Annotated in this window: 14 protein-coding genes; 4 read left to right on the top strand and 10 right to left on the bottom strand. The window is 66.1% G+C overall.

Annotation, left to right across the window (positions count from 1 at the left end; genetic code table 11):
• Window positions 1-525 precede the first annotated feature (525 nt).
• A complete protein-coding gene (locus FOH10_RS07350) occupies window positions 526-2,061 on the top strand; it encodes a CBS domain-containing protein (RefSeq protein WP_186000751.1) in 1,536 nt (511 codons plus the stop codon).
• 229 nt (window positions 2,062-2,290) lie between these two features.
• Here the strand turns inward: FOH10_RS07350 and FOH10_RS07345 are convergent, their stop codons facing one another.
• The 6 genes from FOH10_RS07345 to FOH10_RS07320 form a co-directional block, all read right to left on the bottom strand.
• Window positions 2,291-2,980 carry a DUF4190 domain-containing protein gene (locus FOH10_RS07345; RefSeq protein ID WP_143980150.1) on the bottom strand — a complete coding sequence of 230 codons (690 nt, stop codon included), beginning with the start codon at window positions 2,978-2,980 and terminating at the stop codon, window positions 2,291-2,293.
• A gap of 55 nt (window positions 2,981-3,035) precedes the next feature.
• Entirely contained in the window at window positions 3,036-3,770 is a 735-nt protein-coding gene (locus FOH10_RS07340) for an ESX secretion-associated protein EspG (protein ID WP_186000750.1), read from the bottom strand.
• Window positions 3,771-3,805: 35 nt separating this feature from the next.
• Window positions 3,806-4,534, bottom strand: a complete 729-nt coding sequence (locus FOH10_RS07335) for a hypothetical protein (RefSeq protein WP_143980148.1) — start codon at window positions 4,532-4,534, stop codon at window positions 3,806-3,808.
• Between the two features lie 196 nt (window positions 4,535-4,730).
• Window positions 4,731-7,184, bottom strand: a complete 2,454-nt coding sequence (locus FOH10_RS07330; RefSeq protein ID WP_143980147.1) for a hypothetical protein — start codon at window positions 7,182-7,184, stop codon at window positions 4,731-4,733.
• Between the two features lie 202 nt (window positions 7,185-7,386).
• Window positions 7,387-7,947: a hypothetical protein gene (locus FOH10_RS07325; RefSeq protein WP_143980146.1), complete on the bottom strand. Its 561-nt coding sequence runs from the start codon at window positions 7,945-7,947 to the stop codon at window positions 7,387-7,389.
• Between the two features lie 10 nt (window positions 7,948-7,957).
• On the bottom strand, window positions 7,958-8,494 hold the full coding sequence (locus FOH10_RS07320) for a hypothetical protein (protein WP_143980145.1): 537 nt from the start codon (window positions 8,492-8,494) through the stop codon (window positions 7,958-7,960).
• A gap of 219 nt (window positions 8,495-8,713) precedes the next feature.
• Between FOH10_RS07320 and FOH10_RS07315 the strand changes: the two genes are divergently transcribed.
• Window positions 8,714-9,907 (top strand): Fic family protein, encoded by a 1,194-nt coding sequence (locus FOH10_RS07315; RefSeq protein ID WP_143983913.1) that lies wholly within the window; start codon window positions 8,714-8,716, stop codon window positions 9,905-9,907.
• A gap of 201 nt (window positions 9,908-10,108) precedes the next feature.
• On the top strand, window positions 10,109-10,447 hold the full coding sequence (locus FOH10_RS07310) for a winged helix-turn-helix transcriptional regulator (protein ID WP_029929710.1): 339 nt from the start codon (window positions 10,109-10,111) through the stop codon (window positions 10,445-10,447).
• A 16-nt stretch (window positions 10,448-10,463) separates the two neighbouring features.
• On the opposite strand, the gene FOH10_RS07305 is transcribed toward FOH10_RS07310, so the two are convergent.
• The gene (locus FOH10_RS07305; protein WP_143980144.1) at window positions 10,464-11,768 is read right to left on the bottom strand and encodes an LppU/SCO3897 family protein; all 1,305 of its coding nucleotides are present in this window, start codon (window positions 11,766-11,768) and stop codon (window positions 10,464-10,466) included.
• Window positions 11,769-12,098: 330 nt separating this feature from the next.
• On the opposite strand from FOH10_RS07305, the gene FOH10_RS07300 reads away from it, so the two are divergent.
• Window positions 12,099-12,932, top strand: coding sequence for an SDR family oxidoreductase (locus FOH10_RS07300; RefSeq protein ID WP_143980143.1), 834 nt, complete (start codon window positions 12,099-12,101; stop codon window positions 12,930-12,932).
• A gap of 53 nt (window positions 12,933-12,985) precedes the next feature.
• On the opposite strand, the gene aztD is transcribed toward FOH10_RS07300, so the two are convergent.
• Genes aztD through aztB form a run of 3 tightly spaced genes read right to left on the bottom strand, consistent with a single transcriptional unit; the run spans window position 12,986 to window position 17,106 of the window.
• A complete protein-coding gene (gene aztD, locus FOH10_RS07295; RefSeq protein WP_143980142.1) occupies window positions 12,986-14,158 on the bottom strand; it encodes a zinc metallochaperone AztD in 1,173 nt (390 codons plus the stop codon).
• A 45-nt stretch (window positions 14,159-14,203) separates the two neighbouring features.
• The gene (gene aztC / locus FOH10_RS07290; protein WP_143980141.1) at window positions 14,204-15,106 is read right to left on the bottom strand and encodes a zinc ABC transporter substrate-binding protein AztC; all 903 of its coding nucleotides are present in this window, start codon (window positions 15,104-15,106) and stop codon (window positions 14,204-14,206) included.
• Window positions 15,103-17,106 carry a zinc ABC transporter permease AztB gene (gene aztB, locus FOH10_RS07285; protein WP_143980140.1) on the bottom strand — a complete coding sequence of 668 codons (2,004 nt, stop codon included), beginning with the start codon at window positions 17,104-17,106 and terminating at the stop codon, window positions 15,103-15,105. The genes aztC and aztB overlap by 4 nt, the downstream gene beginning before the upstream one ends.
• Window positions 17,107-17,109: the final 3 nt, after the last annotated feature.

Below are 17,109 nucleotides of genomic sequence, written 5' to 3'. Positions count from 1 at the left end.
CCATCCGCCCGCATGACCAGGCAGCTGACCTCCGCGCCACTGCATCGCATTCGCCGGAAAGTAGATGAAGCTGCGCAACTCGGCCAGCAGAGGACTGTTGATCAATGCCGGTGTCAACTCCTCGGTACACCGCGCATCGGCCCGCCGCGCCGACTCGTCCCGACTGGGCCACGGCCCCCCACCGGGAACTGAATGATCACCTCCGCCGCATGCGGCTGATCACACGACACGACCGGTATCGCACCGATGACCAGGCTCCTGGCACATTGCCTCATCACGCCGCCGCAAAGCCGCGACAGGCGCAAACCGGATCACCACCGGCCTGGGCGATGGAGTGATCTCTGCTCAGTGCCTCGGCCCGTGCCGACTACCGATCGCGGCGGCTTTCAACGACATTCCGACGGCACTGGATACGCGATGGAAGCGCACAGAATCCACAGATTTCACGCCCATGTCCGTCCGGTTCGCTACCGTCGTCCCAGGGGGCCTCCCCACCGCCTTGACGAGTACGGAGGGATTCTACGGATGGCGCGGGCATGGACGGTACGTGGCGGGTGGGACGGTCACCGTGAGGAGACAGCGCTCGCCGAAGGGTTGGCCATAGCGGGGTGGAGCGAAGTCCATCCCGATCTGTCGCCAGCCGAGTCCATCGACCAGCTGCGCACGATTCTCGAACGGTGCTACCCCACCGAGCGGCGGCGCACCGTGGACAACTGGACGCATCAGCTATGGCGTTTCGTGCGTGAGATGGAGGTCGGCGATTTCGTCGTCATGCCACGCAAGTATCAGCCCGTCGTGGCGATCGGACGGATCGTCGGCGAGTACGAGCACCGGCCGGAGGCCCGGCCCGGATTCATGCATGTGCGCAAAGTCGAGTGGCTTACCGCGGTGGAGCGTGCGGCCATCGGTGCCGACCTGCGGGACAGCATGGGTGCCTTCCTCACGATCAGTGAGCTGAGTCGGCGCGATGCTGCGGCCCGCATTCAGGAACTTGCCGATACAGGGATCGATCCCGGCTACTCCGGCGCGGTCACTCCTCCCGCTGATATCGACGAGTTGCTCGACGACATCCGGGAATCGGGCACGCGCCAGCTGTCGGCGCGGGATCTCATTGGGCTGTGGGGCCACTCCCGGCGGACCACCGATGCGGTCGAAGCAGTCAATCAGGAACTTCGAGAGCTCGGCATCACCACCGATCCGGACTTCACGGCGGTTCAGCTGGACGATACGGTCACGGTGTCCGCCGTCGAGAACGCCGAGCCCTCATCGGCAGCCGATTCCGAACAGGAAGCGAACACGAACCGTGGTTCGCGAGACCACGACCTGACGTGGCGGGTCGGCAACCTCCGCAGGACCGAACCCGTGATCGCGATCCGGCGTAATGAATCCCTCGCCCGCGCCGCCGAAATCATGGCTGCTCGCGAGTTCTCCCAGCTACCCATCGTCGACGAGAACCGGTGTTTGCTCGGCGTCATCACATGGGAGAGCATTGCGCACAGTCAGTTGCGTCCCGGGGGCGTGACGCTGTGGGAGGCGCGCGCGGACAAATGGCCGCCGGCTGCACACGTCGAGGAAGAACTGTTCACCCGAGTCCCCGATATCCAGAAGTTCGGGTACGTCATAGTCGTCGACAACGCGAACGTGGTCACCCGCATCATCACCGCGTCCGACCTCGCGGGTGAACTCAGGACCCGAGTCACGCCTTTCACCGTTCTCGAGGAAATCGAGCGCCGTCTGCGCATCGCCTTTGGAAAGGTGGCGAGCGCCGACCTGGGCATGTGCTTCGAGAACAACAAGAAGAAGGCTCAGTCCATCACTTCCCCGAGCCACTTGACCATGGGGAACTACCCTCATTTGGTCGCCAAGGAGAAGATCTGGAATCAGCTCGGATGGCCGTTCGAACAAGGGAGCTGGGTGGAGCGACTGACGGCTGTCGCGGAGTACCGCAATCAGATCGCGCATTGGAACGTCGACGCGCCGGAGAGTGAACGTAATCAGCTTGCCGAGGCTGAGGAGTTGCTGAACCTGCTGAAAATAGTCACACGCCATACCACTCCGTAAGTACATGGAGGCCATTTCGGCATCGGTCGGTATCACCGACGAACGCGGCCGGCACCATGACCTGAGCCGTCGACGCGACGACCACCGAGACCGCTCCAGCGGGTAGGTTTCCGCTCGCTAATCCGGACAACGCCGCGTCCCACGCACGGCCGTACCGTCGCGGCGATTGCCGCGCGCCTGGAGCGTGAGCGCCGCACCGAGCGACACGCAGCCTCCGCGAGACAGGCAACTATCGTGGGATCTTCAGCGTGAGGTCCCGCCCATCCACACGCATGACCAGGCAACTGACCTTCGGGTAGTCGCGCCACTGCATGGCGTTCGCCGGAAAATAGATGAAGCTGCGTAGTTCGGTGAGCATCGGACTGTCGATCAACGCCGGTGTCAATTCCTCGCTACAGCGGGCATCGGCTCGACGTGCCGATTCATCCCGGCCGGGCCACGACCCTTCCACCGGGAACTGAATGATCACCTCCGCGGCATGTGGCTGGTCGCATGGCACGACCGGAATCGCGTCGATCACGTCGGACTCCTCCACGCTCTTGACGCAGTCACCGACCGACAGATTCCGGGACAACATCGGCGGCAGCGCCTCGTCTTCCTCATCGGAACCTCCAATCGGGAAGAATGCCACCACCATGACACCGGCCAGGATGTAGCACATGGAGGCCGCCATCCCCGCCCGCGCGAGAACACCGCCCTGCTGCCCCCGATTGCGGATCTGCGCCAACGCGATCATCCCTAAAGGCACTGCCAGGAAGAATATTCCGAGCAGCCCGAGGATCAGCGTCGCGACCGCGAGGCTATTGGTTCCCGGCTGCTCCGGGGGTGGTTCCGGGCTCGACTCCGCCTGTTCGGCGCCGGGCATCAACGGAGCCTCCGATCCCCAATCGGCGGTATCCGGTTCGTTCTCGCGCTGCACTACCTACTACCCCTCACTCCGGTCCCGGCGGAACGAAACACGCTCGACCCCACCGTCAACCAACCTGCTCACGTTCTTCCTTGATGGCCCGGATCACCTGCGCGACCCGTGAATTCAGCACCGATACGAACCGACCGCTGTCGGCCGCCAATGCGACAGCGGGACTGTCGGTGATGACAAACCGACCATCACCCTCGATATCCCGCCAGCCAACCACATACCGGCGAATGCCGCGCGGCCCGAACATCGAACTGCCCTGCGCGATCTGAATCTGTCCGGAGGACACTACCGGCCTCCGCAGGAATCGAGCCGCCGACGCGTTCGCCGAATCATCAACGGCAGACACCAAACTCCGGAAATCAGTGTGCTCGTACCCGTCTCCGGCCGAGGCGAGCGCGATATCGCCGCCGCTACCCCGCCCCACGGCGGGCAATGCCGCTACCACCGCGTTGGTGAGCCGCACCGGGTCACATTCGGCGACCGTGTAACCGCCACGGTGATAGATCGACTCCCCCGGCAACTGCGTAATGACATACCCGCGGTCAGCCTTGCGCGCGGCCCGCATCCGAATCAACCCCGCCGGATCGGACTCGTCGCCGCCGCGAACCGTCAGATACAGATCCGGCGCGGACACGACATCCACGATCCCGTTCACTTCGTGGTCCGCACTGTCGCGCACCCGCTCTCGCGCCTCTTCCTGCTCGGCACGGTACTCCTGCTGCGTCGCCGCCTTCGAGGTGAACAGAAACGGAGCCGGAAGCCGATCCCCGGTCCGGTCCTTCCACAGCACCGAGAATCCGGCCTCACTGAATCGCCAGGTACGCATTACGAGTCGGTCGCCGGGGAGGAATCCAACTTCGGCCTACGGAAATCCGCGCGGCGCATCCGGTCGATCACCGCGTCGCAGGTGAGCTCGGTCCGCAGCCCGGGATTGCGCCAATAAAAGCGGACCAGGTGCAGCAGGAGTGGAGGGTCGATCTTCAGAGTCCACGCCGGGATATCGATTGCGTATCGAAGAGAGCGTTCTTCCATCCGCCCAAGCCAGCTGTTCGCGGCTTCAACATGCACCTTCGTGCCGGGAACGGGAGTTATTCGAACTGTGGCAACACTATTCTGCAACACAGGTTCAATTTGGCCGATCTCAGACCAGTCCAGGCGGCTAACGGCACGACCTTTACCTTGGAACACACCAGATTCGGAAATTACGAGGAAGCTTCCACTGCTTCGAGTTCGGGATTGATAGACAAACAGGCCGATGAAGATTACCAGAAGAACTGCTGCGACTATAGCGCCGACAAAATAGATGCTTGCGCGTATGGAGTTATCTGTTTCGACTGCCTGTGATGCGAAAATGTACGCACGTAGCAGTACAAATAATGCGCCTACAAGGAAGAAGGCGAGCAATAGCGGCTTCAATGATCGACGAACATCGAAGCGAAGGCCGAAACTCCCATCACCAAGTTCAGCAACGCCGACCTGACGTGGTAGTCCGGTACGCCGCACCCGTACGGCCGGAAGCGCGACTGCTACGAACGCAAACCCAGCCAAGCCCACAAGAGCACCGTACAGACCACTGATCGGCCCCTTCTGAGCGAGTAGATCGCTTACGTAGGAACCGAGCCCGATCACTCCGCAAATACCGAAGAATAGGATACCGATAACGATAGATGTCGGCGCCCGCTCAGCCCCCCATGCACGGGGCCACGATAATTTCCTTGCCGGCGCTGACATTCCTAAGCATTCCTTTTCTTTACTTGACTGCCTTAACAGCTTCCTCTGCGCCGTAGGCGCCTGCCGATCCGCCGATAAGTCCTCCGAGTCCGGCAGCTCCCGCCACACACGCAAGGTACAGAGGACCGGACCCAACACAGGCTACCGCACCTATTTTCGCTCCTAATGCGGCTCCTGCTGCTCCGCCGCCGATCCCGCCAAGAGCATTAGCTACAGCCTGGTCGCCCGGTTTTCCGTTTCCGTGATCCCAATCAACATAGTTGGCGTACGCATTGGTGCCGACAAGCACTGGCCAGTTGAGTAATTTCCCGCCGGTCTTCAGATACTTGGCCATATTGGAGTTGCGCGCGGCGTCATCGGCGGCGTCGCCGGCTTGGGCAAGCAGTCTGCCGCTGGGGGAGTTCGGGTCGGTAGGGACACCCTCGAGCGTGGCGTTGATGTATTTGATCCGGGCGTCCGCTGCGGCGTCAACAGCGAGTTGAGCCATGGTCGGTCCGGTTGGCGCCCCGTTGAGCGCCTGGTTGGCGAATTCGGCGCCGAAGGTACCAGCCACTCCGACTGCACTGTTGATGGGGTGTGTGGCCAGAGTGCCTTGTACGGACTCGAGGAACCCCGCGACACCGAATGGCGTGGCAGCGGGTTCACCGGATTCCGGTTTATCGGTAGTGAATATCGAGCCGTCCGGCATCTTGGTCGCAGTGGTGCCGTCAGGGAGTTCGACGGTCATGGCCTGGTTGCCGTTGGAGAATGTGGTGAACACTCGTCCGCTGCCGTCGGAGACCGAGCGAGTGCCGTCGCTGTCAGCGGTGGCGATCACCTGCTGAGTGCCGTCCGGGGCCGTGCCCGTGACGGTCGTTTGGGTGGAGCCATCGAGCTGCGTGCGAATCGTAGCGGTGGTCCCGGTGGCGGGATCGGGAATCTCGGTACGCATGGTGCCGTCGGGTTCGCGACTGGTAGTAGCTTCAGGCCCCAACTTGCCGTTCTGATCAATTGCCTGCGTACCGATACTTCCATCGTTCTTGACGGTGCTGACGGTGCGCTGTCGAGTGCCGTCGGGCATGGTCGTAACGGTATCGACGGTGCCGGTGCCATCATTGCGAGGGGTCGCCACGGACACTGTTTCGGGTCCACCATCGGTGCTCGAAACGACAGTGACGGTGCCATCCGGAGCAACAGTGGTTCTGGCGGTGGTCAACGTGCCGTCTGGATTGGGAATGGCGGTGACGCGTGTGCCGTCGGGTTCCTGATATGACGTCGGAATGCCCTCGGCGAGAGCATTGTCCATGGTGAAAGGGATATCCACCAGGTCGGTGGTCGGCGCGCCCGCCGCACCGGTCAGCTGGTCGTACAGAGGGTTGCCTGGGCTAGCAAGCGCGGTGATGGGGGTCGCCGCAGCGGGCGGCTGCGGAAGGCAGTTGCTCGAGATCTTCGCACCGACCCCGTACCAGTTGTCCCACACCGTCCGCATCTGATTGAGCTGTTCCTCATACGCCGACCCGGTCGGATCATGGGCAGTGACGAGAGGTTGTTGCGGTAGCAGCGATTGCAGCTTGACCATCCACCCTTTGGTGAACGCGAGAGTGTCGCTCATCGAGGTCATGTTCCCGACCAGGGTGTCGATGCCCGTCAGGTAGCTGTCGAGCGCGCCGCGTGCTTTGGCGGCGGCGGGTGACGCCCAGATACCGTCCGGATTGGTCCCGCTCGCCCCATCCTGCAAACTTCCCTGGTAGGCGGCCCGGAAGGCGGACGCTTGTGCTTTCAGCCCGTCGGCTGCCTTCTTCCACGAGTCGGCGAAGCGCTGCAGTTGCTCGGTGATCTGGTTACCGGCGACATGGTTGTACTGCGCGACGAAGTCGGGCCAGGTGTACATCTCGCCGGCTTCGGGATCGACCAGCGACTGCTGCATCGTGATCCCGTCGCCCTCTTTCTTCCCTCGCTCCCACAGCGATTGCGCCTCGCCGGTATCGGTCAGGCGGTCGTCGTAATCCTGTTGCGGCGAATCCGAGTACTTCAGTGATCCTCGCCCCGACGACGCCCAGGAAGGGCCGGTCGCAGCGCTCTCCGCGAAGGAGACAGGTGTGGCACCGCTTCGGAGGCTCTCGAATGCGGACCGCGACGCCTCCTCGCTGTTCTCGTACAGGCCGGTGGCAGCAAGGAACGTTTCGCCGATATCGGTGAGGATGTCGATATGCCGGGACAGCACGCTGTCAGCCATGATCGTCGCGGACCGGTTGATCATGCCGGCCAGGTCGGCACCGGAACCCTTCAGGTTCAGCGCCTTCAGGTCGGTCGCCGACGCGATCTCGGTCTTCGCGTTCTCCACCGCGGCCGCGAACGTGGCCGCCTCGCCTGCCAGCGTGGTGGCTACCGCCGGATCGAAGGCGATTGTCGTGGAGTTGAAGCCCCCGCCCCGGGCGTCCTGCCGCCAGTCGTCCCAGGACGTGTGCGTGTCATTCGTCTGTCCCCCGGTCACCGTCCACCCCGAGTCCGGTACGGTCCCACGTCGCAGCTCATCATTCGGTATCCCACCCTCCAGCCTGCCGTACAGGCGGCACGGACTCCCTGACCGCGCCGCTGACAAGACTCCTGGCAAATCAGCTCTTCACGATGCCGCAAAGCCGAGACCGGCGCAAACTGGATTGTCGGCCGCGCGGACCCCTTCGCAGCGACCGCGGTTACTCAGGCTGGAGCTTCGAGCCTGACATGCCCAGTACCGTCTTCTTCGTTACTACCGCCCCAGGCAGCAGCTGAATCGGGTATACGTCCGGTCGGTACCTAACGAACTGCACCGGTTCGTTGTCCCTGATGAACAGGTAGAACCCGTCCGAAGGACGGTCGGACATACCCGAATTGGACGGGAGGCCTTTCCAGCAGTAGCCCGGCGTTTGGGCCCGGGAGTTCAATTCGTCCCGCTCGGCGTCCTCCCAGACCCCGACCATACGGTCCCATTCATCGGACCAGCCCGCCGAATTGGTGAGGTCCAGCATCGAGACTGATTGTTTGTTCCCTGTAGCCTCGATCATCTTCTGGTAGAGCGCGTCACTGCGCCCAAGGGGCTGGGTATCGCTCATAGCCGTGAAGTCGAACGTTCCAGCGCTGCAATCCTGGATCGCTTGCTCCCGCGCCCGCTCTTGGTTCGGGGTCGGCCCCAGCCCACACGACGCGGTCAGCGATATCGAAACAGCGAGCAGTCCGGCACGGGGCAGGGTTCTCATCGTGATGTCCTCATTTCGCACGCCCGCTCCCTCACGAACAGCTGTCGAGCGCCGCGTCGCGGGCCGCGCGATAGCGGTCGTCCGCGGCCATGAACTCCTCCGGCGAGGTGGAGCCGGCGGTCAGCTTGTTCAGCTCGGATGCGAAACCGTTCGCGGCACTGGCGTATTCGGACATGGCCGTGTTGATGGTCGCGGGAATCGAGGGGTTGTCGCGTAGTGCGTCGGTGACCGTGGTGGCGGCGGAGGACAGTGCGGTGGCGGCGGCGCGGGCCTTGGTTCGGGCGGCCTCGCGGTCCTGCTGGGCCTCCAGCTCGCGATTGAAGGCACTGAGCTTGAATTTGACGTCGACCGCGGACCTGAAGAAGGCCCCGCACACGGTGACCTTGGCGGAGTGGGCTCGGGCGGACGTCGCCGCGGCGGCGGAGCTTGATACCGAGGAGACGTAGGCGGCGCGGTCGGTCTCATTGGCCACCGCCTCGCCGTCGATGGTGCGGGCGCAACCGGCCGCGGTCAGGCCGACTGCTACCGCAGTCAGGGCCAAGCCCTGCCCGAGAGCACGCACGTTCATCAGACACTCCCCCTGGTCGTCGACAAGCCGATCAAATCTACGACAGCAGAAGGCACGCCGAACGAACCTGTGAGCAGTCTCGCGTCATGCGAGGGGGTTGACCAAGATCTAAGAGTACAGACCCAAACATACAACAACGGGAAACTTACCTACGTTTTCCATGTGGAAAGTATAGTTAATACCTACTTGCTGGAGAAAACCAACCGAAAGTGCGACCACATGGACTGGCCATCGCATCGGGTTGAGGAGCGCCCCTGGAGCCCGCGTCAGCGGCAGGGCTCCAGGGGCGACCGCACCCTGGAGCGTATCGAGGTGTCGATCCCACCTCCTATCGCCAACCTGGACTATGACCCCGTGGGAGCGGTCGCCCGCGCTCATGAGGCGGCTGTGATCGCGATCGCGAGGCTCGAAGCCGGATTCGGTCGGCACCTGGCGCCGCTGGCGGACTTCCTACTGCGCAGCGAATCGGTGGCGTCGTCGAAGATCGAGCACATCGATGCGGGGTGGCGGGCATTCGGTAGGGCGGTCGGCGGCGGCAAGGCGAGCGATGAGGCGAAGGCGCAGTTGGCGGCGGTCAAGGCGCTCGTCGCCATGGTGGATGCCGCCAGCGCGAGGGCCGTCGGAATCGAGGATCTGCTGACCGCACACCGGCTGCTGATGGCACCGGATTACTACACGGCCCGGGATTCCGGTCGGTTGCGCGATGCGCAGAATTGGATCGGCGGCAGCGATTACACGCCGATCGACGCGGTGCACGTCCCACCGCCGCCGGAACTCGTGCCCGAGTTGATGGCAGACCTGATCACCTTCGTCAATCGGACCGACCTGCCGATACTCGCGCAGGCCGCGCTCGCGCATGCCCAGTTCGAATCGATTCATCCGTTCACCGACGGCAATGGCCGCATCGGCCGGGCTCTCATCAGCGCGGTCCTGCGCCGTCGCGGGTTGACCGAGCGCGTGACTGTTCCGCTGGCGTCGGTGATGCTCGCCGATACCGGCAGGTACTTCGGACACCTCAACACCTACCGACGGGGGCAGGTCGACCCGTTCGTCGAGTACCTGTCGCTCGCCGCGATCCATGCCAGTGAAGCGGCGCAGGAATCGGCGTGTGCCCTGGCCAGCCTGCCCGCACGGTGGCGGACGGCGGCACGACCGCGGGCGAACTCGGCCGATGAGGCGCTGATCGAGGCGCTGTTGGACACGCCGATTCTCAATGCGGAGACCGCCCAGCGCATCGCGGGTACCACCGACGCCAGCACCTACCGCGCGCTCGGCAGGCTGACGGACGCGGGCATTCTGGTAGTTCTCTCGGAAAGCAAGCGCAATCGTGTCTGGGCGGCGACCGACGTGCTGGCCGAGTTGGATGCGCTCAGCGCGGCCATCGGCAAACGCACAAGCGAACACCTGCGGTAAGCCCGATCCCAGGGGACGACACGGCGCAGTCCGGCTGCCACCTTGCGGTATCGGGGTTGGAACGCTGCGATGACACCGACAACTCCACCACGCTGAAAGCAGCACACGGTGAGAAGGGCTGTAGTGCACCGAAGCTCGTCGACTACCGTGAACCCAGACGGTAGCGGTGGGCGAGAGCGTGCCCGTAGCGTGGGAGAACATATGGCGCTGGAGATTCCGGATGTACTCGAGGAGTCCTGTGCCACGCGGCAGGCGTTGGAGCGGTTGGCGTCCAAGTGGCGGATTCTGGTGATCTACGCCCTGTTGGATGGGCCGCGGCGGCATGCGGAGTTGCGGCGGCGGTTGCCGGGGGTGACGCAGAAGGTGTTGACGGAGACGTTGCGGGGGATGGAGGCGGATGGGCTGGTGGTGCGGCGGGTGTATCGGGAGCGGGCGCCGCAGCATGTGGAGTATGCGTTGAGTGAGCTGGGGAAGTCGTTGGAGACGCCGTTGGCGGCTATTTGCGCGTGGGCGGTGGAGCAGGCGGAGTCGGCGGGGTAGCCGACTCCGCGGCGGATCAGTTGCTGGTGAAGCAGAGGGTCATGCCGTTGGTGACGCCTGGTTTGCGGGTCATGCGGGCCACGTAGTCGCCGGGGCATTCGGCGGTGTCGGTGTCGTGGCGGGAGGTCACGCGGACGCTAGCGGCCGGGTCGGAGCATTCGGCCTTCGTCGCTCGGAAGTCGTTGCCCTCGTCCGGCGGGATGACGCAGTCCCCGGCCATGGCGTAGCCGACATCGGCGTCGTCGACGGGGCCGACGCACAGGGCCACCACCAGATCCGTGGTGCCGTGGGAGTTCATGGTGAAGCCGGTCGCTCCCGTGACGCCGAGGCATTCGGGGGCAACGGGTTCGGTGTGCTGCACGCGGACGGTCAGCACTCGCTCCGCGGCCTCGGGCAGGGTGCAGGCGACAATGCTGGTCATGTTCTCGTTGACGCAGTCGCCGGGTTCGGCATTGCCGGTCGAGCTGGGGTTGGCGGCACGGACGCAGAGAACGAGGGCTCGGCCGCCCAGGGAGGAGTAGGCGAACGCCTGGCGGACGCGGGGGACATCGTGGCAGGCCCGGTCGGTGACGGGGACCTTGGTGTGCAGTCGGATGGCCAGCACCTCGCCCACGCCGGACTCGGGCGCGCAGGCGACGCGGGTGACCGTCGCGCCGCCGTCGGTCACCTTCACGCAATCGCCGGTCTCGATGGCGCCCGGATCGGTCGAGTTCACGCGGGTGGGGGCCAGGCACAGGACGGTATCCGGATTGGAGCCCTGGTCGGCGGCGTCGAGGACGGCGCGGGTCGCGTCGTCGTACTTCATGCACGCGGATTCCACTGGATAGACCACATTTTCGCGTGCGACGATGCGATAGGCGGCATTGATTTGTCCGCAGGTGTACTCGACCGGGTTGTCTTTGTCGAGTATCGAGACGCAGTCATCGACGGCGAGGGCGATGGGCTCCGGGCGGGTGAGGATGTACGTGGTCGAGATGGCGGCCGCGACAAGGACGATGGTGACGGCGAGGGTCACCCAGATCCACCGGCGCGACCGTGGTGGCGGTGCGGCCGGGTACTGCGGCGCGAAGGCCGGGTGTGCGGGCGGTGGCGGATAACCGGCCGACCCGGCGGGCGTTGGCGCGACAGGGTGCGGCGGTGCGACCGGGTGCGGTGCGGGCACCGGAGCGACCGAGTGCGGGGGCTGCGGAATATCCGACGACGGGGTGCCGGGTGATGCAGCCGAGTGCGGCCAGACGTTCTGGACCTCGGTGGGATTCTCGTCGAATGGCGATACGGCGAGCGGAATGCCGGTGCCGGATGGTCGGTCGTCGTTGTTCATGGTCGGATGGCCCTCCCCGGAAATGAATGAACGCGGTGCGTCATGGATCGAGATGCGGCTGGCGCGGGTGAACGAGGCGACACAGGGCGTCGCCCGGGCGCGCCGGTGATACGGCTGTGCGGATTCCCTCCCCTGATCCGGATGCCGTTCGGAGTCAAACCGCCTTGCGCACCGGTGTATTCATTCCTGTAATGCCGCGACGAGCCTAGCCCCCGCGCCGAGAACGACGCCACCCATATCGAAAGCGGTACCGCCGCGCCGGTTTGACCTGAAGTCGACTCGAGGTTTTAGCGTCGTCGGCAGTTGTCGGTCGACAGAAGGAGATCGGTCGTGATTCTCGTTACGGGAGCCACCGGAGGTATCGGCGGCGCATTGTTGTCGGAATTGCGCGCGGCGGGAGACGAGCCGGTGCGCGGGCTGGCGCGCGACCTCGCCTGGGCATCGTTTCCGACGGGGGTCGAGGTGGTGGAAGGCGATCTCGCCGAACCTGTTTCGCTGAAGCCGGCGTTCGAAGGCGTGCGGGCCATGTTCTACCTGTCGCGGTTCGGACCGGATCGGGAGATTCTCGCGGCGGCGCGCGCGGCGGGGGTGCGGCAGGTGGTGCTGGTGTCGTCGATAACCGTGCTCACCCATCCGTGGCTGGGACCGGCGGCGGAGAATGCGGCCGTGGAGTGGATGGTCGAGGACAGCGGAATGGACTGGACCGTACTGCGGCCGACCCAGTTCGCGTCCAACACCCTCATGTGGGCGGACGCGATTCGTGCCGGACAACCGGTCGAGGTGCCGTTCGCCGATATCGGGCTGCCCACCATTCACCCCGCCGATATCGCGGCGGTGGCGCGGGTCGCGCTCACCGATCCCGCGCATCGGGGGCGGGCCTACGCGTTGACCGGTCCGGCCCGGATATCGCCGCGCGAGCAGGTGGCGGCGATCGCGGCGGAGCTCGGCCGGGAGATCGAGATCGTCGAGATCAGCCGCGAGCGGGCGCGGGCGCGCATGGTGGAGGTGTTCGGCGCGGATGCGGCGGATGCGGTGCTGGATGTGACCGGCGGGGACGTCAATGACGAGTTGCTGCGGGTGCGCGATACCGTCCAGCGGCTCACCGGGACTGCCGGGCGGACCTACCGCCGGTGGGTCGCGGAGAACGCCGAGGCTTTCCGCTGACTTCGCGCGTGCCGGGCTCGATGAGCCCGGCACGGCGACAGCGAATCGCCGAATCAGTGGTCGTGGCCGCCGACGACACCGCTGAGTTCGTTCGGGGTGCCGTCCAGGGTCACCGAGGCCGCGGTGGTGCCCGCGGTCAGGTCGATGCGGTGGATCTGCTTGGTGGCCGGCTCGCTCACGTAGACGTCGTCACCGCGGACGAAGATGGCCGGGCGGGGCTGCTGCCATTCCAGGGGCTCCTCCCACGGGGCGATCACGTCGAAGCTGCGGGTCACGGTCGCGGCGACCGGGTCGATGACGTGGATCTTGCCGTCGGTGCCGAGGACCAGGGCCTCACCCTGCGGGCCGCGGGCCAGCGAGCGGAAGGTGTAGCTGGTGCCGAGTGGGACGAGCTTCAGGCTGGCGTCGCGGGTGTCGATCAGTGAGATCTGCTGCGGGCGTTCGAGTTCGGCGTCCTTGTCCTGCTTGTAGTCGCCGAGGGCGATCGGGGAGGCGCCGGAGCCCGCCTGGTTGCCGATGCGGCCGTACGGGGTGGGGCTGGTGACCTTGGTGATGACGCCGTCGCGGTAGATCAGGACGCCGGTCTGGCAGCCGATCACCACTGCCTCACCCGCGGTGGTGGATTCGCCGTGCACACCCGGGCAGTCCTCGTTGCGGGCGATCTCCTTGCGGTCGGAGTCGAGAACCACTATGCCGGTGCGCTTTTCCTCGGTGCCGAGGGTGGTGACCAGGTCGCCGTTGGACAGTTCGATGGCGACGCCGTGGTGGGGCGCGGCGGAGGTGTAGTTCGAGGTGTCGGGCTTGCCCTGTTCCAGGTCGTGCGGGTCGAAGATGGTGACCTCGCCGGTGCCGTCGGTGAACAGCACGGTGCGGTCGGCGTGACGGACCACGTGGCCGGGCTTCGCGCCGGGGAAGGTGATGTCGGTGAGCTCGCCGTGCACGGCGTCGAGGACCTGGAAGCCCTCCTTGGTCGACACCATGACGTGGGTGTCGTCGCCGGCCGGGTTGACGCGGTTGAAGCCGTCCAGCTTCACGTCACCGCCGACCGTCAGGGTCTGTCCGTCGAGCAGGTAGATGCCGCCGTCGTAGGTGACGGCCAGGGGGCTGGCGATCTCCGGGCGGGCGGCGGGCTCCGACTCGTCGGTGCCGCAGCCGCTCAGGGCCACTACCGAGGCCAGCAGGCCGGACAGGGCGGCCGCCGAGGCGGCTCTACTGCGGGTACGCATGGTTCGTGCTCCTCATCATGGTTGGTGCGCAACGCTTGTCGACGATCAGCGCGGTGCGAGGCCGGTGACGATGGCCTCGGTGTTGGCGCGCATCATGTCGAGGTAGGTGTCGGCTCCCCCGCCGGGCGGGGTGAGCGATTCGGTGTGCAGGGCGACGACTTCCACCCGCACGCCCGCCTGTTCGGCGAGGACGCGGGCCAGCCGGTCCGGCTGGGACGAGTCGGCGAAGATAGTCGGCACTCCGGCGGTGCGGACGGCGGTGGCGAGCTCGGCCAGGTCGGAGGCGCTCGGGGAGGCGAGTGCGGTACCGCTGGGGATGATCGCGCCGATTACCTCGAAACCGAATCGCAGTGCCAGATAACCGAATACGTGATGGTTGGTGACCAGGCGGCGCTGTTCGGGCGGGAGCGAATCGAAGCGGGCCGTCATCCAGGCGTCCAGGGCCTCGATCTCGGCGCGGTAGCGGTCGACATTCGCGCGGATCCGCGCGGTGTCGACGCCGGGCAGCGTGAGCAGACGCGCACCGATCACGTCGACGGCGGTGCGGACGCGGGCCGGGTCGGTCCAGAAGTGCGGGTCGGGGCCATCGCTGGTGCGGTAGTCGATCGGGTTCACCTGGTCGCCGACGGAAAGGGTTGGGACACCGGATTCTTCGGCGGCTTCGACGTGGCGCTCGACGCCCTCTTCCAGCCCGAGGCCATTGTGGATCAGCAGGGCGGCGTCGCCGATCCCGGCGGCCTGCTGGGCGGAGATGCCGAACTGGTGCGGGTCCGCACCGGGCGGCATGAGCACGGTGACCTTCGCCGCGTCACCTACCAGCTCCCGGGTGATGTCGCCGAGGATATTAGTGGTCACGACCACCTCCGGGCCGTCGGCGCCACCGGTGCCGCAGGCGGGCAGCAGCAGGAGGGCCGCGCAGGCCAGCAGGGTGCTCAGCAGGGATCTCATCGGCCGGTCTCCACCATGTGGTCGGGGGTGATGTCGAGGGCGAAGGTACGGGCACGACGCAGGTTGTCGCGGTAGTCGATCTCGTGAATCGCCTGGGCGGCAGGATCGTTGACGTAGGCGCGATTGGTGTCGACCTCGATGACCGGCGGCGAGTCCGCCGCGATCGGCCCGGAGAGCAGTTGCGCCCGTGCGGTTTCCGCGCCGGTGCCGGGATCGTAGGCGTGCAGCACCCCGTCACCGGTCAGGCCGAGGATCGAGCTCCCGGCACCCGCGGTATTGGCGGCCAGCACCGGCCCGGATTCGATGAGACGCCAACTCCGGGCGGCGATGTCGAGCACCCAGATGCCGCGCTCCCCGGCGATCGCGGTGAGGGTGGTCGAACCCGCGCGATGGGTGAAGCGGGCGGCGCGCTCGGTGACGGGCACTGGCCGCGGATAAGGGATCTCGGTGGCCGAGAACCGGCCCGCGTCGGCCGCGACGAGCAGCGCGCCGTCCGCACACCCGAAGACGACTCCCCGGCGGGTGACGGCCGTACCGCTCGGCGCGGCGCATTGCCCGGCGAGCGGTGTGACCTGTCCGCCCTCGCGGGTGCGGACCTCCACACGTCCGGCGGCGGACACGGTGACGAGGTGCTCGGAGTACGGGATCGCGAGCCCGTCCACGCTGCCGCGCTCGGCGACGACACCGGACTCCAGTTCCGCACGGTCCAGCAGCAGCGTGTTCGATGCGCCGATCAGCGCGGTGAGCGCCGTATCGCTGTGCACGGCGACCACTCCCCCGTGCGGCACCTCGCCGATATCCCGGACGGCCGCACGGTAGTAGTGCACATGATCGCCGTGGTCGACGGTCCAGCCGCCCCCGTCCAGCACGCCGGTGGCGTCGGCGGTGAGCGGGAAGCCGAAGCGGTCGTCGCCCGCGAGGCCGACGATTCCGGGCATCCGGTCGAACTCGGTGGTCTCCTCGGTGATCAGATCGATCACCCGCAGCTCACCTCCGGAGCCCGCGACCACCAGCCGCGACTGCACCGAGTCCATTTCCTCGGCGCCCTCGATGTACCCGTGCGGCACCTCGGCGGGCGGGTCCGGTTCGCCCGGTGCGGCGCACCCGACCAGCACCATCGACAGCGCCGCCAGCAGCACCAGGGCATTCGCACTCGGGGCGGGCAGTCGAATGGCGCGCGCCGACAATGCGATACGCAGCCGGGCGGCCGCGGCCGACAGGAAGAACAGCCCGACGGCGATGGCGGCGATGGTGGCTCCGGCCGCCGTCCCGGCATACCAGGACACCAGCAAACCGACGAAGGTGGCGATGCCGCCGAAGACGACCGCCAGGGCCATGATCACCGGAATCCGATGCGACCAGTAGGTGGCCGCCGCCGGCGGCGCGATGAGCAGGCCGAAGACCAGCAGCGTGCCCACCACGTGGAAGGACGCCACGATGGCGAGGGTGAGCAGGCCGAGCAGCGCCGCCTGCGCCCAGCGCGGGCGCAGCCCGAGAGTGTGCGCCGTGCGCGGGTCGAAGGCCAGCGCCACGAACGCGCGATGCCCCAGCACCGCGATCACCAGCGAAAGTCCCAGCGCCACCGCGAGATACGCGAGGTCGACCTCGCGGATGGCCAGCACATCGCCGAACAGCAGCGCGGTCACGTCGACGGCGAAGGATTGCGACCGCGAGACGATGATCACGCCCACCGAGAGCATGCCCGCGAACAGCAGCCCGATGGCGGTGTCAGCCGCGAAGCGCGTATTGCGGCCCAGCGCTGTCACACCCGCCGCCATCGCCCCGGCGCTGAGTGCCGCGCCGAGCACCAGGTTTCCGCCCAGCAGGGTGGCGACGGCCACGCCGGGCAGCAAACCGTGGGCCATGGCCTCGCCCAGAAATGCCATGCCGCGCACCACAACCCAGGTCCCGGCCAGCGCGCAGATACCGGAGACGAGCAGTCCGCCCCAGAGCGCTCTCTGCACGAAGGTCACCTCGAACGGGGCGAGCAGCCATTCCATGAC

Origin of the sequence: Nocardia otitidiscaviarum (genome assembly GCF_007362295.1) — a bacterium.
Lineage (GTDB): Bacteria > Actinomycetota > Actinomycetes > Mycobacteriales > Mycobacteriaceae > Nocardia > Nocardia otitidiscaviarum.
This window is presented reverse-complemented; position numbering and strand designations above follow the sequence as displayed.

Coding starts and splice junctions, on each gene's coding strand:
- FOH10_RS07305 (WP_143980144.1), bottom strand. CDS start 11,768: ATGAACAACGACGACCGACCATCCGGCACCGGCATTCCGCTCGCCGTA.
- aztC (WP_143980141.1), bottom strand. CDS start 15,106: ATGAGATCCCTGCTGAGCACCCTGCTGGCCTGCGCGGCCCTCCTGCTG.
- aztB (WP_143980140.1), bottom strand. CDS start 17,106: ATGGAATGGCTGCTCGCCCCGTTCGAGGTGACCTTCGTGCAGAGAGCG.
- aztD (WP_143980142.1), bottom strand. CDS start 14,158: ATGCGTACCCGCAGTAGAGCCGCCTCGGCGGCCGCCCTGTCCGGCCTG.
- FOH10_RS07315 (WP_143983913.1), top strand. CDS start 8,714: ATGGACTGGCCATCGCATCGGGTTGAGGAGCGCCCCTGGAGCCCGCGT.
- FOH10_RS07310 (WP_029929710.1), top strand. CDS start 10,109: ATGGCGCTGGAGATTCCGGATGTACTCGAGGAGTCCTGTGCCACGCGG.
- FOH10_RS07350 (WP_186000751.1), top strand. CDS start 526: ATGGCGCGGGCATGGACGGTACGTGGCGGGTGGGACGGTCACCGTGAG.
- FOH10_RS07320 (WP_143980145.1), bottom strand. CDS start 8,494: ATGAACGTGCGTGCTCTCGGGCAGGGCTTGGCCCTGACTGCGGTAGCA.